Origin of the sequence: Caballeronia sp. LZ001, from assembly GCF_031450875.1 — a bacterium.
In the GTDB taxonomy this organism is placed as follows: Bacteria; Pseudomonadota; Gammaproteobacteria; order Burkholderiales; family Burkholderiaceae; genus Caballeronia.
On the sequence record NZ_JARTVX010000004.1, the window covers coordinates 1,509,663 to 1,522,925 of the forward strand.

The window sequence follows — 13,263 nt, forward strand, 5'->3', positions numbered from 1 at the left end:
ACATAACACAAAAAGTTTCGCTAACTGCAGCTGGCGTTACACCTGCGGGAGCCAAGCCCCACAAGCGTTAGCGGGTAGCGCCAGCCACCGAAAACCCTTGGAAAATTTTTCCCAAGCACCTAACCAAATCGTCCGGACGTCAGCAGACTTCGCGCGCTCATAAGCAGCAGCAGCGATAACTTCCATCGGTTCGATACCGCACGCTTGGGCAATCTTCAAAGCAGTTGTTTCGTCGAAATGGCTACGTCCCGCTCGATAGCCGCTTATCGTCGAAGCGCGAATGTTCACCGCCTTAGCAAGTGCGTAATCGGATTCGATGCCGAGGCAACGCTTCGCCTCGTCGAGATAGTCAATCGTTGACTTCATTTCTTTCCCCATAAAAACAACCCAGAGCCAAGGGTAGTTCGATGTTCGAGAACATGCAACGATCGAGAGTCTCGATATATCGAGCTCTTGACATATGTCGAGGGCTCGAACTATTCTTCGCTTGTCACCCCGGCAACCGACCTTACCCACCGGTGCTAGTGCGACGGCGCTAGTCGCCGGGGCGACGCTTCACTAGCAGCATCCACCAACGGGTAGAAACAAAGGGGTAGTCAAATGCACGTTTCGATTCAGAGAACTCTCGAAGCTTTGAAACTTCTGCGCCGAGCGCTTACGTTGGATTTCCGCGCATGGATGGACGGAGTGCTCGTCAAAGTCCATATTTGGACTTCTATGACGGAAACACAGTGCGACAGGCGGGCAGCATGAGCGATCAATCACGCTTTTCGGTTAAAGATCGCGCCGCATCCTCTAGCGATCCCGCCGTGTGGGCCGATTGCGTCAACGAGCTGCGCGGCGAGCTGCGCGTTGCGGACATCATCATCCGCAATGCGCTCGGTGTTGTGACTTTCGAGCAGAAGCTTATGTGGCGAACGGCGAACTATCACGCCGCTGTTATCGAGGATGGGGGCGGCTTTGTCCGCTCCCAAGAGCGCAGGGCAGTGATCGAAGCCACTTACGATTCAACGCTGTGCCAGGAACTTCATCGGGCACACGCAACGCTGTGCCTAGAACTTCATCGGGCACACGTCACGATCGCGAACGTTTCGCGATTGTTGTCGTGGCATCAGACTTCGTTTTGGAATATCGCGAATCATCAGGATGGCGTTGCCGAAACTCAGGATCCGGTGCGCTTCCGTGCGCGCAGTGATGTATTGCATCGCGCGTTCGAAATGGAATGGCGTCCGCGAGTCGTGAACGATTGCGCCGCAAGAAAGCGCCCGCCCGTGCGGGAGCTTGATGATTCTAGGGGCACGGCATGAATCTGTGCGATCAAACATCGACCTCAAAGCGGATTGCGCTCGGCATGAATTCGAACGCGCAAAATTCCGCCGAGCTGCAATCTCCTATCGTCGATCGCGGGCTAATGCGCGGTTTTTTGAACAAGTTCCAATGCGAGTTGGTCGCACGCGGCGCGACTCAGCGGTACTTGTCTGGCGCGACACCATTCCGAAAGTTTGGTGAGTCTTACGATTGGAGTGTCGATGGCTGTCGAGGAAGATGTACTCAGCAACTCGATAGCCTTTTGATTCAGATTCGAGTCCCACTCTTCGAATGTTTCTGGCAACGCATCGCCGTCGACCAACATCGATTTGATGTCCCGGTACTCAGCCGGATCGAAGGTAGCGATGATGAAGGCTCTAGTTGAAGGTGTCGTCATGTTTTCTCCTTGGATGGAACGTTGACGAGGTAAGAGACGTCAATTTTGCCATATTGTCTGAGGAATTCTTTTGCCGAACGCGGATGCGAATAAGGTGTGACGACCGACGCACTGCCGCTACTGGCACAACTTCGGAGGTTTCTATGAATTGCAGTGGTCGCCAGCACGCTGATGGGGTTTCAACGCTGGTCTCGGTCCCGATCGCCGACGTTCTTTCATGCACATCCAACTCGCGCAATAAACCGCGTGAACCAATGAAAAACGTATTGCTTTATGTTGACGTTAAACAGCAAGCCTCGAAGTTGGAGGCGATTGCCTCGATTTGCGTAAACGGCTCACGGGCGCGCGAAGAGTGGGCGGGTCTAAGGATCGACATCGCTGTCGGCGCATCGTGCACTAGCGTCCCGTTACGGGAAGTGCTGAGTGCTGCAGTCGATCAGATGCCGTCGCTGGAATATGTGGCGCGATTTGCTGGATTGGACCAATCTGATTTGCTTCCCATTGAGCTTCGCCTCTGCCGGTCCCATTCCACGGAATTCCCGGGGTGTCGCTGCTCGTAATGCTCGATGGCAACGCGCATCTTCCAGGCACTGAGCGCGTCGCATGAGAACGCTACGCTACAACAAAATTCCATTCTGACATCGCTGGCGCATTAAGGCGTCGGCATCTTTGGAAGCTTAAGTGATGACTATATATAGCAGTACTAACTGGAAAAACGAAGAGAGGATCGCGATTGCGCGAGTGATCCGTGCAAGTAACGCGGAGCAGATGGCGCGTCGGCGGGCGCTTGATGAGTCTGAAGCGGCGCACCGGCATGCAGTCGTTGCAAGCCGCTCCGAGTGCAAGCTCTCCTTCGTTCGGGCAGTTTGACCATGCAACCCGGCCGTCAGATAGAACCGGGCATTACCGAATTTGGCCCGTACTACAACACGGAAGCCGCGCGCGGCGGCTATTTCGTTGCGCGCGAAGTCGAGTTTCACTGGTATGAAGAGGCGGGGCACGACATATCCGAGCACTTCAAAACCCGCGAGTGGGCATTGCAAGATGCTCGCGATCACGTGCGCCATTCCGAGCAGGTGATCGCATGAGGAGCGGCTTGCCTGAGGCGGCTATCAAGACCCCGTTTCTCTCATATTTCGGCAGCAAATTTCGAATCGCTGAGTGGGTACTGGCACACCTGCCGCCCCATGAAACCTACATTGAGCCGTTTGGTGGCTCGGCGGCCGTCCTTCTGCGAAAACCTTGTAGCCGAGTCGAGATTTACAACGATCTCGATGGCGAGATTGTGAATCTGTTCCGCGTGGTCCGAGACGATGCAATGCGCGCACGTCTGATCGCCGCATTGGAGGCGACACCGTACGCGCGCGCCGAGTTTGACGATGCATGGCTTAAGACGGATGAGCCGGTTGAGCGCGCGCGGCGGTTGTGCGTCCGGGCGCAGATGGGTTTCGGTAGCAGTGGATCGGCTCGCCCGCTGCACGCTCCGACCGGGTTTGCTGCGGACGTTTGGTCGGATGGGGCGGGGCAATGGCTTCGGTACCCCGCGCGCCTCGCGGCTATTGGTACCCGTTTGCGCGGAACCCTGATCGAGCATATGCCCGCTGTCGAACTGATCGCGAAATACGACGCGCCGAATGTCCTGTTCTACGTCGATCCGCCGTACCTACCCGAAGTGCGAAAAAGCGTATCGCGTGGGCTCGGCCGCGACTATCGCTGCGAAATGTCCACGTTAGAACATGCCGATCTGCTGGCGATGCTCGCGAATCTGCATGGTATGGCCGTCGTCAGCGGCTATGCGTCGGGAATGTACGACCGCGCCTTAGGTGAGTGGGCGCGGTTCACTCGTGGCACGCGTGGGAGCGGGCAGGTCGGCACTGTGGCGCGCGAGGAAGTGATTTGGGTTTCACCTGCGGCTTGCGCAGCAACCGGCATCGAGCCGAGCACGTCAGTATGTCTCGGCGACGATGCAACGGACATGCCCCTGTTCGCGGTTGGCGCGACGCGGGGCTGACATGGATCACCGCCGCGACGATGAGGTGTATTCAACGCGCGAACTGCTGATCGAGGATTTAGCTGTTCTTGGCATTGGTGCGGGCGTGCTTGCTACGGCTCCTGAGCTGTCGAGCCCGCGGCGCACGGCGTTATCGGATCAAGCCGAAGCGGCAGCAATGCGAATACTGCGTCCATTGCTGCGCGACCTTTCAAAGCGCAGCCGTTATGTTGCCAACTAGGAAAACAACCCTATGAACCTGAAGCCCGAGAAGAACTTTATGCCATGGTGGGCGATCTGGCTAATCGCCATAGTCGGCATGCTCACATGGTGCGGCGCCCAACCAGAGGATGAAGATGGTTCGCTACCAGTATGGCCAGCTAAAGCGTGCGGCGGGTGTAGCGAGGTTGAATGGAAATGTATAGGCCAACGGGAGCTCTCGTAGCGCAAGGTGCTGATGACGTGGCTTGGCAGCCGATGTCGGTTCTGAAGCGGGAGAGCTCCCACCACATAGCAGTTCCAACCAGATAAGCCCATTGCCGACTGATGTCTCGTCGCGAGACCTATTACGCAAGGCTAAACAAACAACGACAGGGCTTTGCTTAGGAGGGGCATCTTGACGAGATTGTCTCCGTATCCATGAGTTAGAAGGTTTCGGTTGTAAGCAATCCAATCAAGGGCGCGCACGCCGGCAGGTCCATCGCTTTGGAGCACACGCAGGCGCGCGTCGATGTCTTGAAGCTCAAGTGCTGCGCATTGCGCAGGCAGTGGATGGTTGACCAAGGCGCTGCAATGCGTGCGGCTTACGACTGCGGTGCGCAATATGAGGGCGGGTCGACCGTAGAAGCTGCATATCGAAGACGAAAATAGCCTCGCTTATATATTGTATGGCGTACCTCCGACTTTCGACTGATGAAGAGTGGGCCGGGAAGCGACTCCGAAACTTCCCGGTTCGTTGGCGTGACCACATCACACAGCAGTGGCGTGAGCGGCACGCGTCACGTCAGATCGATGCGCGTCGCACTGCAAACCTGTTTTTGCTGAATATCACGGAGCGCCTCAACGCGCTACGTTTGCCGCTGAATGCTGACGACGATTTGATTCGCGAAACGGCCAAAAGGAAGGCTCGCGAATGTTTGACGATGGCCTCCAAGATTACCGATGTGAAGAATCGGCGCGCGGTGTTGGAAGACATCGTGCGCAGGTTCAATTGCGAGCCACCCAAGCCGATGCGCATCACGCGTAACGGCACGATCGCGGGCGCGATGGATAAGCCGGCAATTTTGCGCATGACCTGCGCGAAGTGGTGGCGCAAGGTGATTCGCGTCATGCACCGCAAGTTCTTCGAAGCCGCGGCGATGCAACTTGGGTTTATCAACGCAAAGATGGGTTCGTACGTGAGCGATGAATCCCTCAAAAGGCGCGTGCAGCAGCACAAGCGGACCCAACGAATGCTTGAACGGATAGTTGCAACAAACGAAGAAGGCGCGTGTCTTTCTTTGGCTGACTTACGCGCCCGCTCAGTATCGAACCCTGCGATCAAGCGCGGCGAACTCATGACGCGCATCAATGGATGCGAGGCAATCGCACGCGAGCTCGGGCACATCGGCTTGTTCCTTACGGTGACATGCCCATCACGCATGCACAAGTTCACCAAGGGCAAGCGATCCGTTCGATCGAAAGGCCGGTGGTACGTGAAGAACGTGCGAGAGAACCCGCGATACGACGGCACGCTACCGAACGAAGCGCAGTCCTATCTTTCGAGTATGTTCGCGCGTCTGCGCGCGTTCCTTGGCAATCACGGCGTAAAGTGGTACGGCTTTCGTATCGCGGAGCCCAATCACGACGGCACCCCGCATTGGCATTTTCTTGTCTTCTTCGATCCCGCCTTGTTCCGTCGCCGCAAAGGCGTGCGCGCTCCGGGTCAGCGCGGGCGCGTAAAAGACGTGTTCGTACGAGACGAGCGTGCGGCGCTGTTGCCGCGCTTGTGCGCATGGATACGACGTTACGCGCTGGAGGATTCGCCTGATGAGCGAGGCGCGAAACATCACCGCGTCGATTTCAGGCCGATCGATTGGAAGCGAGGAACAGCGGCGGGCTACATCGCGAAATACGTCGCGAAGAATATCGACGGTTACGGCGTGCAAGACGACATGTTTGGCAACGCTGGTCTTGAGACGGCGATGCGGGTTGATGCGTGGGCATCGACGTGGGGCATCCGTCAGTTCCAGCCGATCGGTGGTCCGCCTGTAACCGTATGGCGCGAGGCGCGCCGACTCGACAAGGTGCCTGATGGCGCGCCTTGCGTGCTCGATGAAATGTACGCGGCCGTGAATAAATTCCAGTACAGCGATGGTGAGGTCGAGTCCGCATCCTGGGCGAAGTACGTGAAGTCCAATGGCGGCATTTTCTGTCCTCGCGGCGACCGTCCGGTGCAGATCTACCGTGAATACGATGCGCACCTCGGCCAGTATGGGGAGCCAGTGGGCGATTGTGTCAAGGGCCTGGAGGCTCGCGGCATTCGGTTTGAGCAAGACGGGATCGTGTTGCGTGAGAAGTTCGTGAGCATCGTGGTGCGCACGAACCGGCATACATGGACGATCGCGCCGCGTGTGGCGAGCGATGCCGAGAACGACCTCACGCGTCATTCGAGCCGCAAGAGTTGGGAGTTGGGATTGGGGTTAGCGCGCGAAGCGCGCCCTTGGACTTGTGTCAATAACTGTACGCAGAGTCAAACGCCTGATTCGAGCGACTTAGACGACTGGATCGCTGACTACGATCGCGCCGATAACAGCGAGCCTGCGGGAAGGGGTGCGCCGACGACGAATTCGTGGCGCACGGCCGATGTCCCGGATAGGCATGCGCGTTCCGATCTGCACGCACGGCCGGTTGCACGTGCGGTCGAGCAAATTCACGTGAGTCCCGATGACGTAGGGGATTGGCTTGCGGACTACGCGCTTGCGGAAGCGAGAGGCCGCCCCTCGATTTGGACACGCGAAACGCGATGGGTGGCGTCATGAGCGAATGCGTCGATCAGCCGCGCACGATGGTCATGGAGTGCCCATCGTGTGGCGAAGAATTGGAAGTGCGGCACAGCGAGCAACTCGGTGTCCTGTTGCGTCGCCTGTACTTCTGTTGTGAGTCGTGCGGATACCGTGCTCCGGCCAGTTTCGAAATCCTGTTCTCGCTGTCGCCCGCGCAGGCTCCGAATCCACATGTCGTGCTGGAGATTCACACCGGGGTTGCGCCTGGGCTGCGTGGGCCAGTCAATTCGCGCACAACCAAACGCGTACGGGGGGTGTCGTGAGATTTTCGATTGCATGCCCGCATTGTGGCTCGCGCTCGATCGCACGCGCGATGGAGAAGCTTTCGGAAACAGCGTGGTTAATCGATTTTCAGTGCGACAACGTGCGGTGTGGTCACGCGTGCCGCACACGTATTGATTTGATTCCGTCCGTCGTCCCGATTCCCAAGCTCGGGCGACGGCAGTCGCTGCCGCTATTCGCCGATGTAGATCTGGGCGAAGAGGCGGTTTTCGTCAGCGGGCGCGAAACACACCGATATGAAGAAGGACAATGACGCCGAAATCGCGCATCAATGAGCGCAGTGCTTGCTAATAACCGCGCTCATTCGAGTTCGAACTGCAGGTCCCTTAACATCCAGCTTGCGACCCGCGTCACTCTGAACTATCCGGGCTACGCTTCCAACGTCGGAGTAGCACAAAGCGGCTGAAATCGACCCCATTCAGCTGTCCGGTCGGCGTTCCCTCGGCCGACTGCTTCCGACGGCACATCGGACTTTCGATCGGTCGACTCAATTGTTGGACGACCAGTCGAAAGAAGCACCAAGAGTTGCCCTCTATTGGAACTTGCTCGCTCGAATGATCGTTTTGATAATCGCCAGGAAACGGCGAAAGCATAAACACACCGCCATTCATCTTTGCCGCCGTGACGCTTCCGCTCTACGGGTGCAGAGCCTTCTCAACGGCCAGTTGCGGAGAACGGCGCGCCGATAAAGAGCACCGCGGCAAACACGACGACACCGCTCAGCAGAATCAGACCCGCCACGCCGGATCCGAAGCTCGCATCGGCCCACGCCTTCACCTTTGGCGAAACAAAGTTGCCGATGTTGCCGATCGTGTTTACCATCGCCACGCCGGACCGCCGCCATTCCGCCGATGCGGTTCGTGAGCATCGTCCAAAAGATTGGTTGAACCGTTGAACCGTTGAACCGTCCCGCGATGGCTGCGCATAGCGCGACCACTGCGACGAGCGGCGAGGCGCCGGCCGACGCGAACATGGCGATAGCCGCGACCGCCAGACTCGCGCAACCGAAGAGCGTCAGGCGTCCCGCACGTCCGGATCGGGAATGCCTTGAGAGATCCGCGAGTCTGCTGGCTAGTTCTGGTTATGACGCAGCGAAACACCGGGAATGGGCAACCGGAGAAGAAATTACACTAGCCGCGTTCATGAAAGCGGTTGGGCTCGAGCAGAACGGCTAACGAATAGCGATGCTTACGGCCCGCCTATCACGCTGACTGCATTCCCGTTATTCCCTAGACGGGAATGCAGTTGATGCGGCATTGTCGATTGATCTGTAAAGGCGGTGCTGGTGTAAAAAAGTTGGCTTCAACACAGAGCGTATTGGAATAGTGTTTAAGTCATCGCTTGTTCGCTCATTGGCAGAAGCTGGCGTCGATCTGATTCGTATCCGCGTATCTAAACGGCTTTCGAGGTCCGCGGGTATATACGTCGATAACCATATAAGACACCCAAAAGTAGCCGCTGCTATTTCGTTCAATCGCTGTGTGCGACTGCTGACTATCTGACTATCGCCGTATTCGAGCACTGAGACGTTCAGCCCTTTCTTTGAATGATATTTGTCGACCATCGCGCCCGTCGGGCGGTCAATCATGAACTTTAAGCCGATGATTTGTCGGGGGAGGAGATAACTCTGAAAGTGTTGTGATCTTCCGCATGCTGCCGTCGTCATTACTGGTGTAGATCGACGTGACGGTACAAAGCAAAGTTTCGGATACCGGCGGCGTGAAGTCGGCAGCGGCCGTATCGATGTTGATAAGACATGCGGCGAACGCAATAAGCGGAAGTTTCATTGATTGCCTGAGTTTGCCTCCCTGTCGTTGAAGGTGGACGGCCCTAGGAAATTTACAAGCCGCTCGGACAAAGTCGGGTCGCTAGCGATTTCACATTCCCAAACGACCATTACATCCCATCCTAGTGTCGCGAGGGCATCTTGGTTTTGCCGGTCGCGCTCCTGATTCCTTTCAAGCTTCGGCTGCCAATATCCGGCATTGCTTTTCGGAAGACGCCCTTCTCTGCACGCTGCGTGTTGGTGCCAGAAACATCCATGAATAAATATGGCTTTCCTGCGCGCGATGAAAACGATGTCAGGCTTGCCGGGGACGTCCTTCCGGTGGAGGCGGTAGCGATAACCGAGCAAGTACAGCAGTCGTCGCACATTCATCTCAGGCGCAGTGTCCTTGCTGCGGATGCGCCGCATATTCTCATTGCGGCTCATTGCCATCGCTAAGCCCTCAAACCGCTAAGTCAAGCGGCAAATCTGAGATGTCCTTGAGCCGCTTGCCTTCGACCATGATAGCCAGCAGGTCCGCAGCGTCAGTCATGTTTAAGGTTGCCACCGCAGCCTGCAACTCGTATAGAGCGAAGTGGTACATGCAATCGATGTCACCAGTGCCAAGCGCAATTGACGCGAGCCGATTCGGCGTTGGCTCTCCTGAAACGACGACGACATGGGGTAGACGACCCTTTCGGTTGCGAATTAAATTCAATGCTTCGGATCGCGAGTTCTGCGCTCGGTCGCTCCGAATTGTCCACTTGCACGAAATACTCGCGTGCAGGAGTGCCTTACCGCCGTTCCTCTTCCGGAGACCTGCACGCGTCGTGACGTTCTCGTCCACCAGCAATTCGGACGCATTGATCAATTCGTCGTCAACCGTGGCTCTCTCCACGACGATATCGGGCGTAATCGTGTAGTCACTGCCCAACGCTGCAGCCAGTTCCGGATTATCGTTTGCAGCCTTGTTTAGCGCGATTAGATGAGCATACTGATCATATTTTGCGATCTCCAAGCGATTCCGACCGCTGACCCTACGCACATCCCAGCTGCCCGGCCGCAAATGGTCAAGCTTCGGGAAAGTTTGACGCACAAATGCGGCGACGAAGTCCTCGAACTTGTTGCCTGCGGTTTGTCCTGCGCTACGTTCCTGGATCGTCTCTGCCTTAAGTTGTTCTGCGATGCTCAATGCAATCTTTTTGCTCCCGACATTGCTCCCGTCGGCGTTGCTAACTATGCCATCGCTACTGATGGTCAGGATTGATTTGAGCAGCGAGGCATGGAAAGACTTGCGTGCTTCCGCGAAGTATGCGAAATCGGACGCAATCGTCTCAACAACCTTTTCGGGCGTTGGACTAAACAAATTGTTGTTTGCTGAATCGTTGTTGGTCATCACGCAACCTTGAATATGCGTTGCACCGACAGCGCGGCATGAATCTGGCGCGCGACAGCTGCTGCAACTGGCGGCGGAAACGCGTTCCCAATTTGCCGGTACGCCGCCGTCTTTTTTCCTGCGAACGCCCAATCGTCCGGGAATCCCTGTACTCGTGCAGTCATGCGAGGCGTAAGCCGCGGCATTCCAACGAAGTCGCGGTCGGGCGCTTCGTCCCATAGTCCCATTCCGTCAACTCCAATGGCCGCCCAAGCACGTTTGGCGCGCGTCGGCCCTAAATCCGGACCCCCGTGCTTTTTGGAGCCACCGACCAGCGTCGGGGCAATCGCATTTGCCATCTCGCGCCAGCGGTCCGCACCGCGCCAGCCTTTTGCCTTCATCAAGTCGTGCAAGAGCGCGCCAACCGTCGGCGGTTCTGCTTTAAGCGGCTCTGGCCAAGCAAATGCGTCTGCTAGTTCCTTTCTGATACCCACGAAAATCACCCGCGGGCGCAATTGGGAGACCCCGTAGTGGGAAGCGTTGAGCAGGCGCCACCCCGCGACGTACCCCAACTTCTTGAGACGCTTCTCGACATTCAAGCGATAATCACTAAATACGGGATCGAGCAATCCTCGGACGTTCTCTAACATCACGGCCTGCGGCCTGCACTCGTCCACCAATCGGATAGCCTCTGGAAACAAGTCACGTTCGTCGTCTGCGCCGAGCTGCTTGCCAGCTTTGGAGAACGGCGGACAGGGGACGCCGCCTGCTACCAGATCGATGCCTCTGTAGGGTTTCCCGCTGAACTTGCGGAGGTCCCCTTCGATTACGTTCCAGTCGGGACGGTTTAATCGAAGCGTTGCGCAGGCGGGAGGTTCAATCTCGATCAAGGCGGCGTGGTCGAAGCCGGCCATCTCGATCCCGAGGCCTTGACCTCCAGCGCCCGCGCACATTTCTAGTGACGAGAAGTCGCTCATGTATTTCTCTGTTGTGAATTCTCAGGCTTGTGCTGCTCCGCGAACAAGCTCTGCTGTCTTCGATTAGCGTGCTGTTCTACGAACTCACGCATAAATTGCCGTATCACTTCCGAAGCGGCGCGCTCGTCCTCGTCGCACGCGCGCTGGAAGTCAGCGCGGAGCTCCTTCTCAACGCGAATACGGAGACCTACGTCTTTGCTGTGCATTGGACAGAAAACCTGCATGGATACACGCGTGTGTAGCCAATTCTACCGCATAAGTCGCTGGCGATGTGGCGGTCGTGACGGGCCCGGCTAACCTGTACATCGCGCGGTTAGATTACATTTTGTAATTTAAGCAGTCGAAAGCACGATGACTCAAACCAACACCGACGCGCTAACCGCCCAATGCATGCGATCCGAAGGGGGTAAGAGTTCGCCTGGAGCGATCGCGACACCCTCAGACGGAGTTGATACCGGACGCGATCGCGGCGCGAGCAACATTCCGGCCATACTGAGTAGCCGCATCGTGGGTCAAGTGAACGAATCTTTCGTCCGAGCAAAACACTCTGAGGTCCTCGGCATCGAGAACTGAGATGCCGACGAGCTACGGCATCCGCGATGCGCTAGCGATTCTCACCTGCCCGGTCGTGGAAGTGCATATGGCGAACATCCACGCACGCGAGCTGTTCCGGCATCACTCGGTGTTCGCCGAAGTCGTCGCTGGGCAGATTTGCGGCTTTGGCGTGCAGAGCTATCTGCTCGCCTGGCGGGCGGCGGTCGCTCAAACCAAGCAAAAGTGAAGGACAAATCGATGGCTGCTCGCGAAGCGAAGCAGCCGCTAAACGCTGGTCGCCGGTGCTGGTCGTATGTCCGCATCTGGCCAGCATGCGCCTCATGCATGCCTAAGCGACCGCTGCCGCTCACCGGCGGCACGCCACCCACAAGGGACGGTCATCGTTCACGGCAGCCGCCATTCGAAGCTCAACCGAACAGGGCAGACTACGGGGCCGTCGCCGTAACAATCGGTTGGTAATAGCCAGTGACAGTTGGTGACAGGACCTGTACGTCGTTGAATCCGACCTGCATAGCAAGAGTCGCTAACTCCTCGGGCGTGATAGCCCGATAGCGACCAACGAAATGGCTCAACTGCCAGTCAAGACCGCTTGTCTGACGGGTGATATACAAATGGACCGTGTAACGCCGAGCGTCTTGCCAGTCCCACACCTGATGCACAATGCGGCGAAGACCGTTGTCCATGAACAGTGATGGTGGCAGCACAATCGGTCGCTGAGTCAGCAACGTGCCGTAGTCCCTCAAGCTAACAAAAATCTTACCCCGCGCTCTTAGACATCTGAGCATTGCCGTCAGCGCTTGGGCGATCTCCTCGTCGCTATCCAGGTGCGGAATGGCGTTGTCGAAAGCCACAACCGCGCCGTAATATTGCGCCTTGCACGTGACGAGCAGCCTCATATCGTCCACGCGAAATTCGACGCTCAGATTTCGCAGAGCAGCCTCCCGCGCCGCTCGCTCAACTTCCGTCTTCGATATATCTGTACCCTCAACCTTATACCCCGCGCGTGCGAGACTCAACGCTTGCGTACCGATTCCGCATGCGCAGTCGAGGATGGTGCCGAGGACACCGGATTCGCTTATGAGCGGTGCCAATACCGCACGTTGACGCTCGATCGCCTCATCCCAATTGTCGAAAATCAGGTGATAAGAGGATGCCATGTCATCGTAGAAGCTCTCTGCGGATCGAATCATGAAGTGACCTTAGATTGTAGTAGGTAGTTAATTGTCAGCGATGTACGAGTGCTTGTCGAGTGACCGAAGTTGGGCGATTTCAGCCACGTCTACCGCACCTTGCCACCCATCTAAAGTTAAGCGCGTCACAAACGACATTAACGCAAACCATCTCGCTGCCGACAATTTCACTCGATCCAAGTACACCTCAAGCGTCGCCGCCAGGGCAAGACGCTCACACACAGCGGATGGTGCCGTTTCGCGTGAGGAGGGCGACGGGAGAAGCCGCTCGCGAGACCTCGAAAATCGCAGTCCCCTCCGCGCCTGCCATCCAAAACAAAATGGCGTTTTCAGACGCAAAAGGTTGGACGGGCGCAGGCCGACGCGACGCGGGTTTCGGC

At 57.1% G+C, this 13,263-nt stretch carries 15 protein-coding genes and 1 pseudogene; 9 read left to right on the forward strand and 7 right to left on the reverse strand.

The features are described 5' to 3' along the window. Positions 1 to 36 precede the first annotated feature (36 nt). Positions 37 to 366 (reverse strand): helix-turn-helix domain-containing protein, encoded by a 330-nt coding sequence (locus P9292_RS17685; RefSeq protein ID WP_309849264.1) that lies wholly within the window; start codon positions 364 to 366, stop codon positions 37 to 39. Between the two features lie 383 nt (positions 367 to 749). On the opposite strand from P9292_RS17685, the gene P9292_RS17690 reads away from it, so the two are divergent. After that, a complete protein-coding gene (locus P9292_RS17690; RefSeq protein ID WP_309849266.1) occupies positions 750 to 1,307 on the forward strand; it encodes a hypothetical protein in 558 nt (185 codons plus the stop codon). A gap of 101 nt (positions 1,308 to 1,408) precedes the next feature. Here the strand turns inward: P9292_RS17690 and P9292_RS17695 are convergent, their stop codons facing one another. Next, positions 1,409 to 1,705: a hypothetical protein gene (locus P9292_RS17695; RefSeq protein ID WP_309849269.1), complete on the reverse strand. Its 297-nt coding sequence runs from the start codon at positions 1,703 to 1,705 to the stop codon at positions 1,409 to 1,411. 872 nt (positions 1,706 to 2,577) lie between these two features. On the opposite strand from P9292_RS17695, the gene P9292_RS17700 reads away from it, so the two are divergent. From P9292_RS17700 to P9292_RS17725, 6 genes are all read left to right on the forward strand, one after another. Next, a complete protein-coding gene (locus P9292_RS17700) occupies positions 2,578 to 2,793 on the forward strand; it encodes a hypothetical protein (protein ID WP_309849273.1) in 216 nt (71 codons plus the stop codon). Between the two features lie 8 nt (positions 2,794 to 2,801). After that, complete coding sequence (locus P9292_RS17705) at positions 2,802 to 3,716, forward strand: DNA adenine methylase (protein WP_309849276.1); 915 nt, start codon at positions 2,802 to 2,804, stop codon at positions 3,714 to 3,716. Position 3,717: 1 nt separating this feature from the next. After that, positions 3,718 to 3,936, forward strand: coding sequence for a hypothetical protein (locus P9292_RS17710; RefSeq protein WP_309849279.1), 219 nt, complete (start codon positions 3,718 to 3,720; stop codon positions 3,934 to 3,936). Between the two features lie 901 nt (positions 3,937 to 4,837). Then, entirely contained in the window at positions 4,838 to 6,715 is a 1,878-nt protein-coding gene (locus P9292_RS17715) for a replication endonuclease (RefSeq protein WP_309960393.1), read from the forward strand. A 32-nt stretch (positions 6,716 to 6,747) separates the two neighbouring features. Further along, a complete protein-coding gene (locus P9292_RS17720; protein WP_309936398.1) occupies positions 6,748 to 7,002 on the forward strand; it encodes an ogr/Delta-like zinc finger family protein in 255 nt (84 codons plus the stop codon). After that, entirely contained in the window at positions 6,999 to 7,274 is a 276-nt protein-coding gene (locus tag P9292_RS17725; RefSeq protein WP_309854144.1) for an ogr/Delta-like zinc finger family protein, read from the forward strand. Before P9292_RS17720 ends, P9292_RS17725 begins: the two co-directional genes overlap by 4 nt. 401 nt (positions 7,275 to 7,675) lie before the next feature. Here P9292_RS17725 and P9292_RS17730 read toward each other — a convergent pair whose 3' ends face one another. The 4 genes from P9292_RS17730 to P9292_RS17745 all read right to left on the reverse strand — a co-directional run bounded on the left by P9292_RS17730 (position 7,676) and on the right by P9292_RS17745 (position 11,138). After that, entirely contained in the window at positions 7,676 to 7,843 is a 168-nt protein-coding gene (locus P9292_RS17730; RefSeq protein WP_309854140.1) for a hypothetical protein, read from the reverse strand. 961 nt (positions 7,844 to 8,804) lie between these two features. After that, positions 8,805 to 9,239 (reverse strand): very short patch repair endonuclease, encoded by a 435-nt coding sequence (locus P9292_RS17735; RefSeq protein ID WP_309936397.1) that lies wholly within the window; start codon positions 9,237 to 9,239, stop codon positions 8,805 to 8,807. A gap of 10 nt (positions 9,240 to 9,249) precedes the next feature. Beyond that, on the reverse strand, positions 9,250 to 10,182 hold the full coding sequence (locus P9292_RS17740) for an NgoMIV family type II restriction endonuclease (RefSeq protein WP_309854137.1): 933 nt from the start codon (positions 10,180 to 10,182) through the stop codon (positions 9,250 to 9,252). Beyond that, positions 10,182 to 11,138 carry a DNA cytosine methyltransferase gene (locus P9292_RS17745; protein WP_309854134.1) on the reverse strand — a complete coding sequence of 319 codons (957 nt, stop codon included), beginning with the start codon at positions 11,136 to 11,138 and terminating at the stop codon, positions 10,182 to 10,184. The genes P9292_RS17740 and P9292_RS17745 overlap by 1 nt, the downstream gene beginning before the upstream one ends. A 68-nt stretch (positions 11,139 to 11,206) precedes the next feature. Here P9292_RS17745 and P9292_RS17750 point away from each other — a divergent pair, with 68 nt between their 5' ends. Beyond that, on the forward strand, positions 11,207 to 11,380 hold the full coding sequence (locus tag P9292_RS17750; protein WP_309960395.1) for a hypothetical protein: 174 nt from the start codon (positions 11,207 to 11,209) through the stop codon (positions 11,378 to 11,380). A 341-nt stretch (positions 11,381 to 11,721) separates the two neighbouring features. Beyond that, positions 11,722 to 11,919 (forward strand): annotated as a pseudogene (locus P9292_RS17755) (type II 3-dehydroquinate dehydratase); the annotation flags it as partial. A 199-nt stretch (positions 11,920 to 12,118) separates the two neighbouring features. Here the strand turns inward: P9292_RS17755 and P9292_RS17760 are convergent. Beyond that, complete coding sequence (locus tag P9292_RS17760) at positions 12,119 to 12,883, reverse strand: class I SAM-dependent methyltransferase (RefSeq protein ID WP_309854130.1); 765 nt, start codon at positions 12,881 to 12,883, stop codon at positions 12,119 to 12,121. Positions 12,884 to 13,263: the final 380 nt, after the last annotated feature.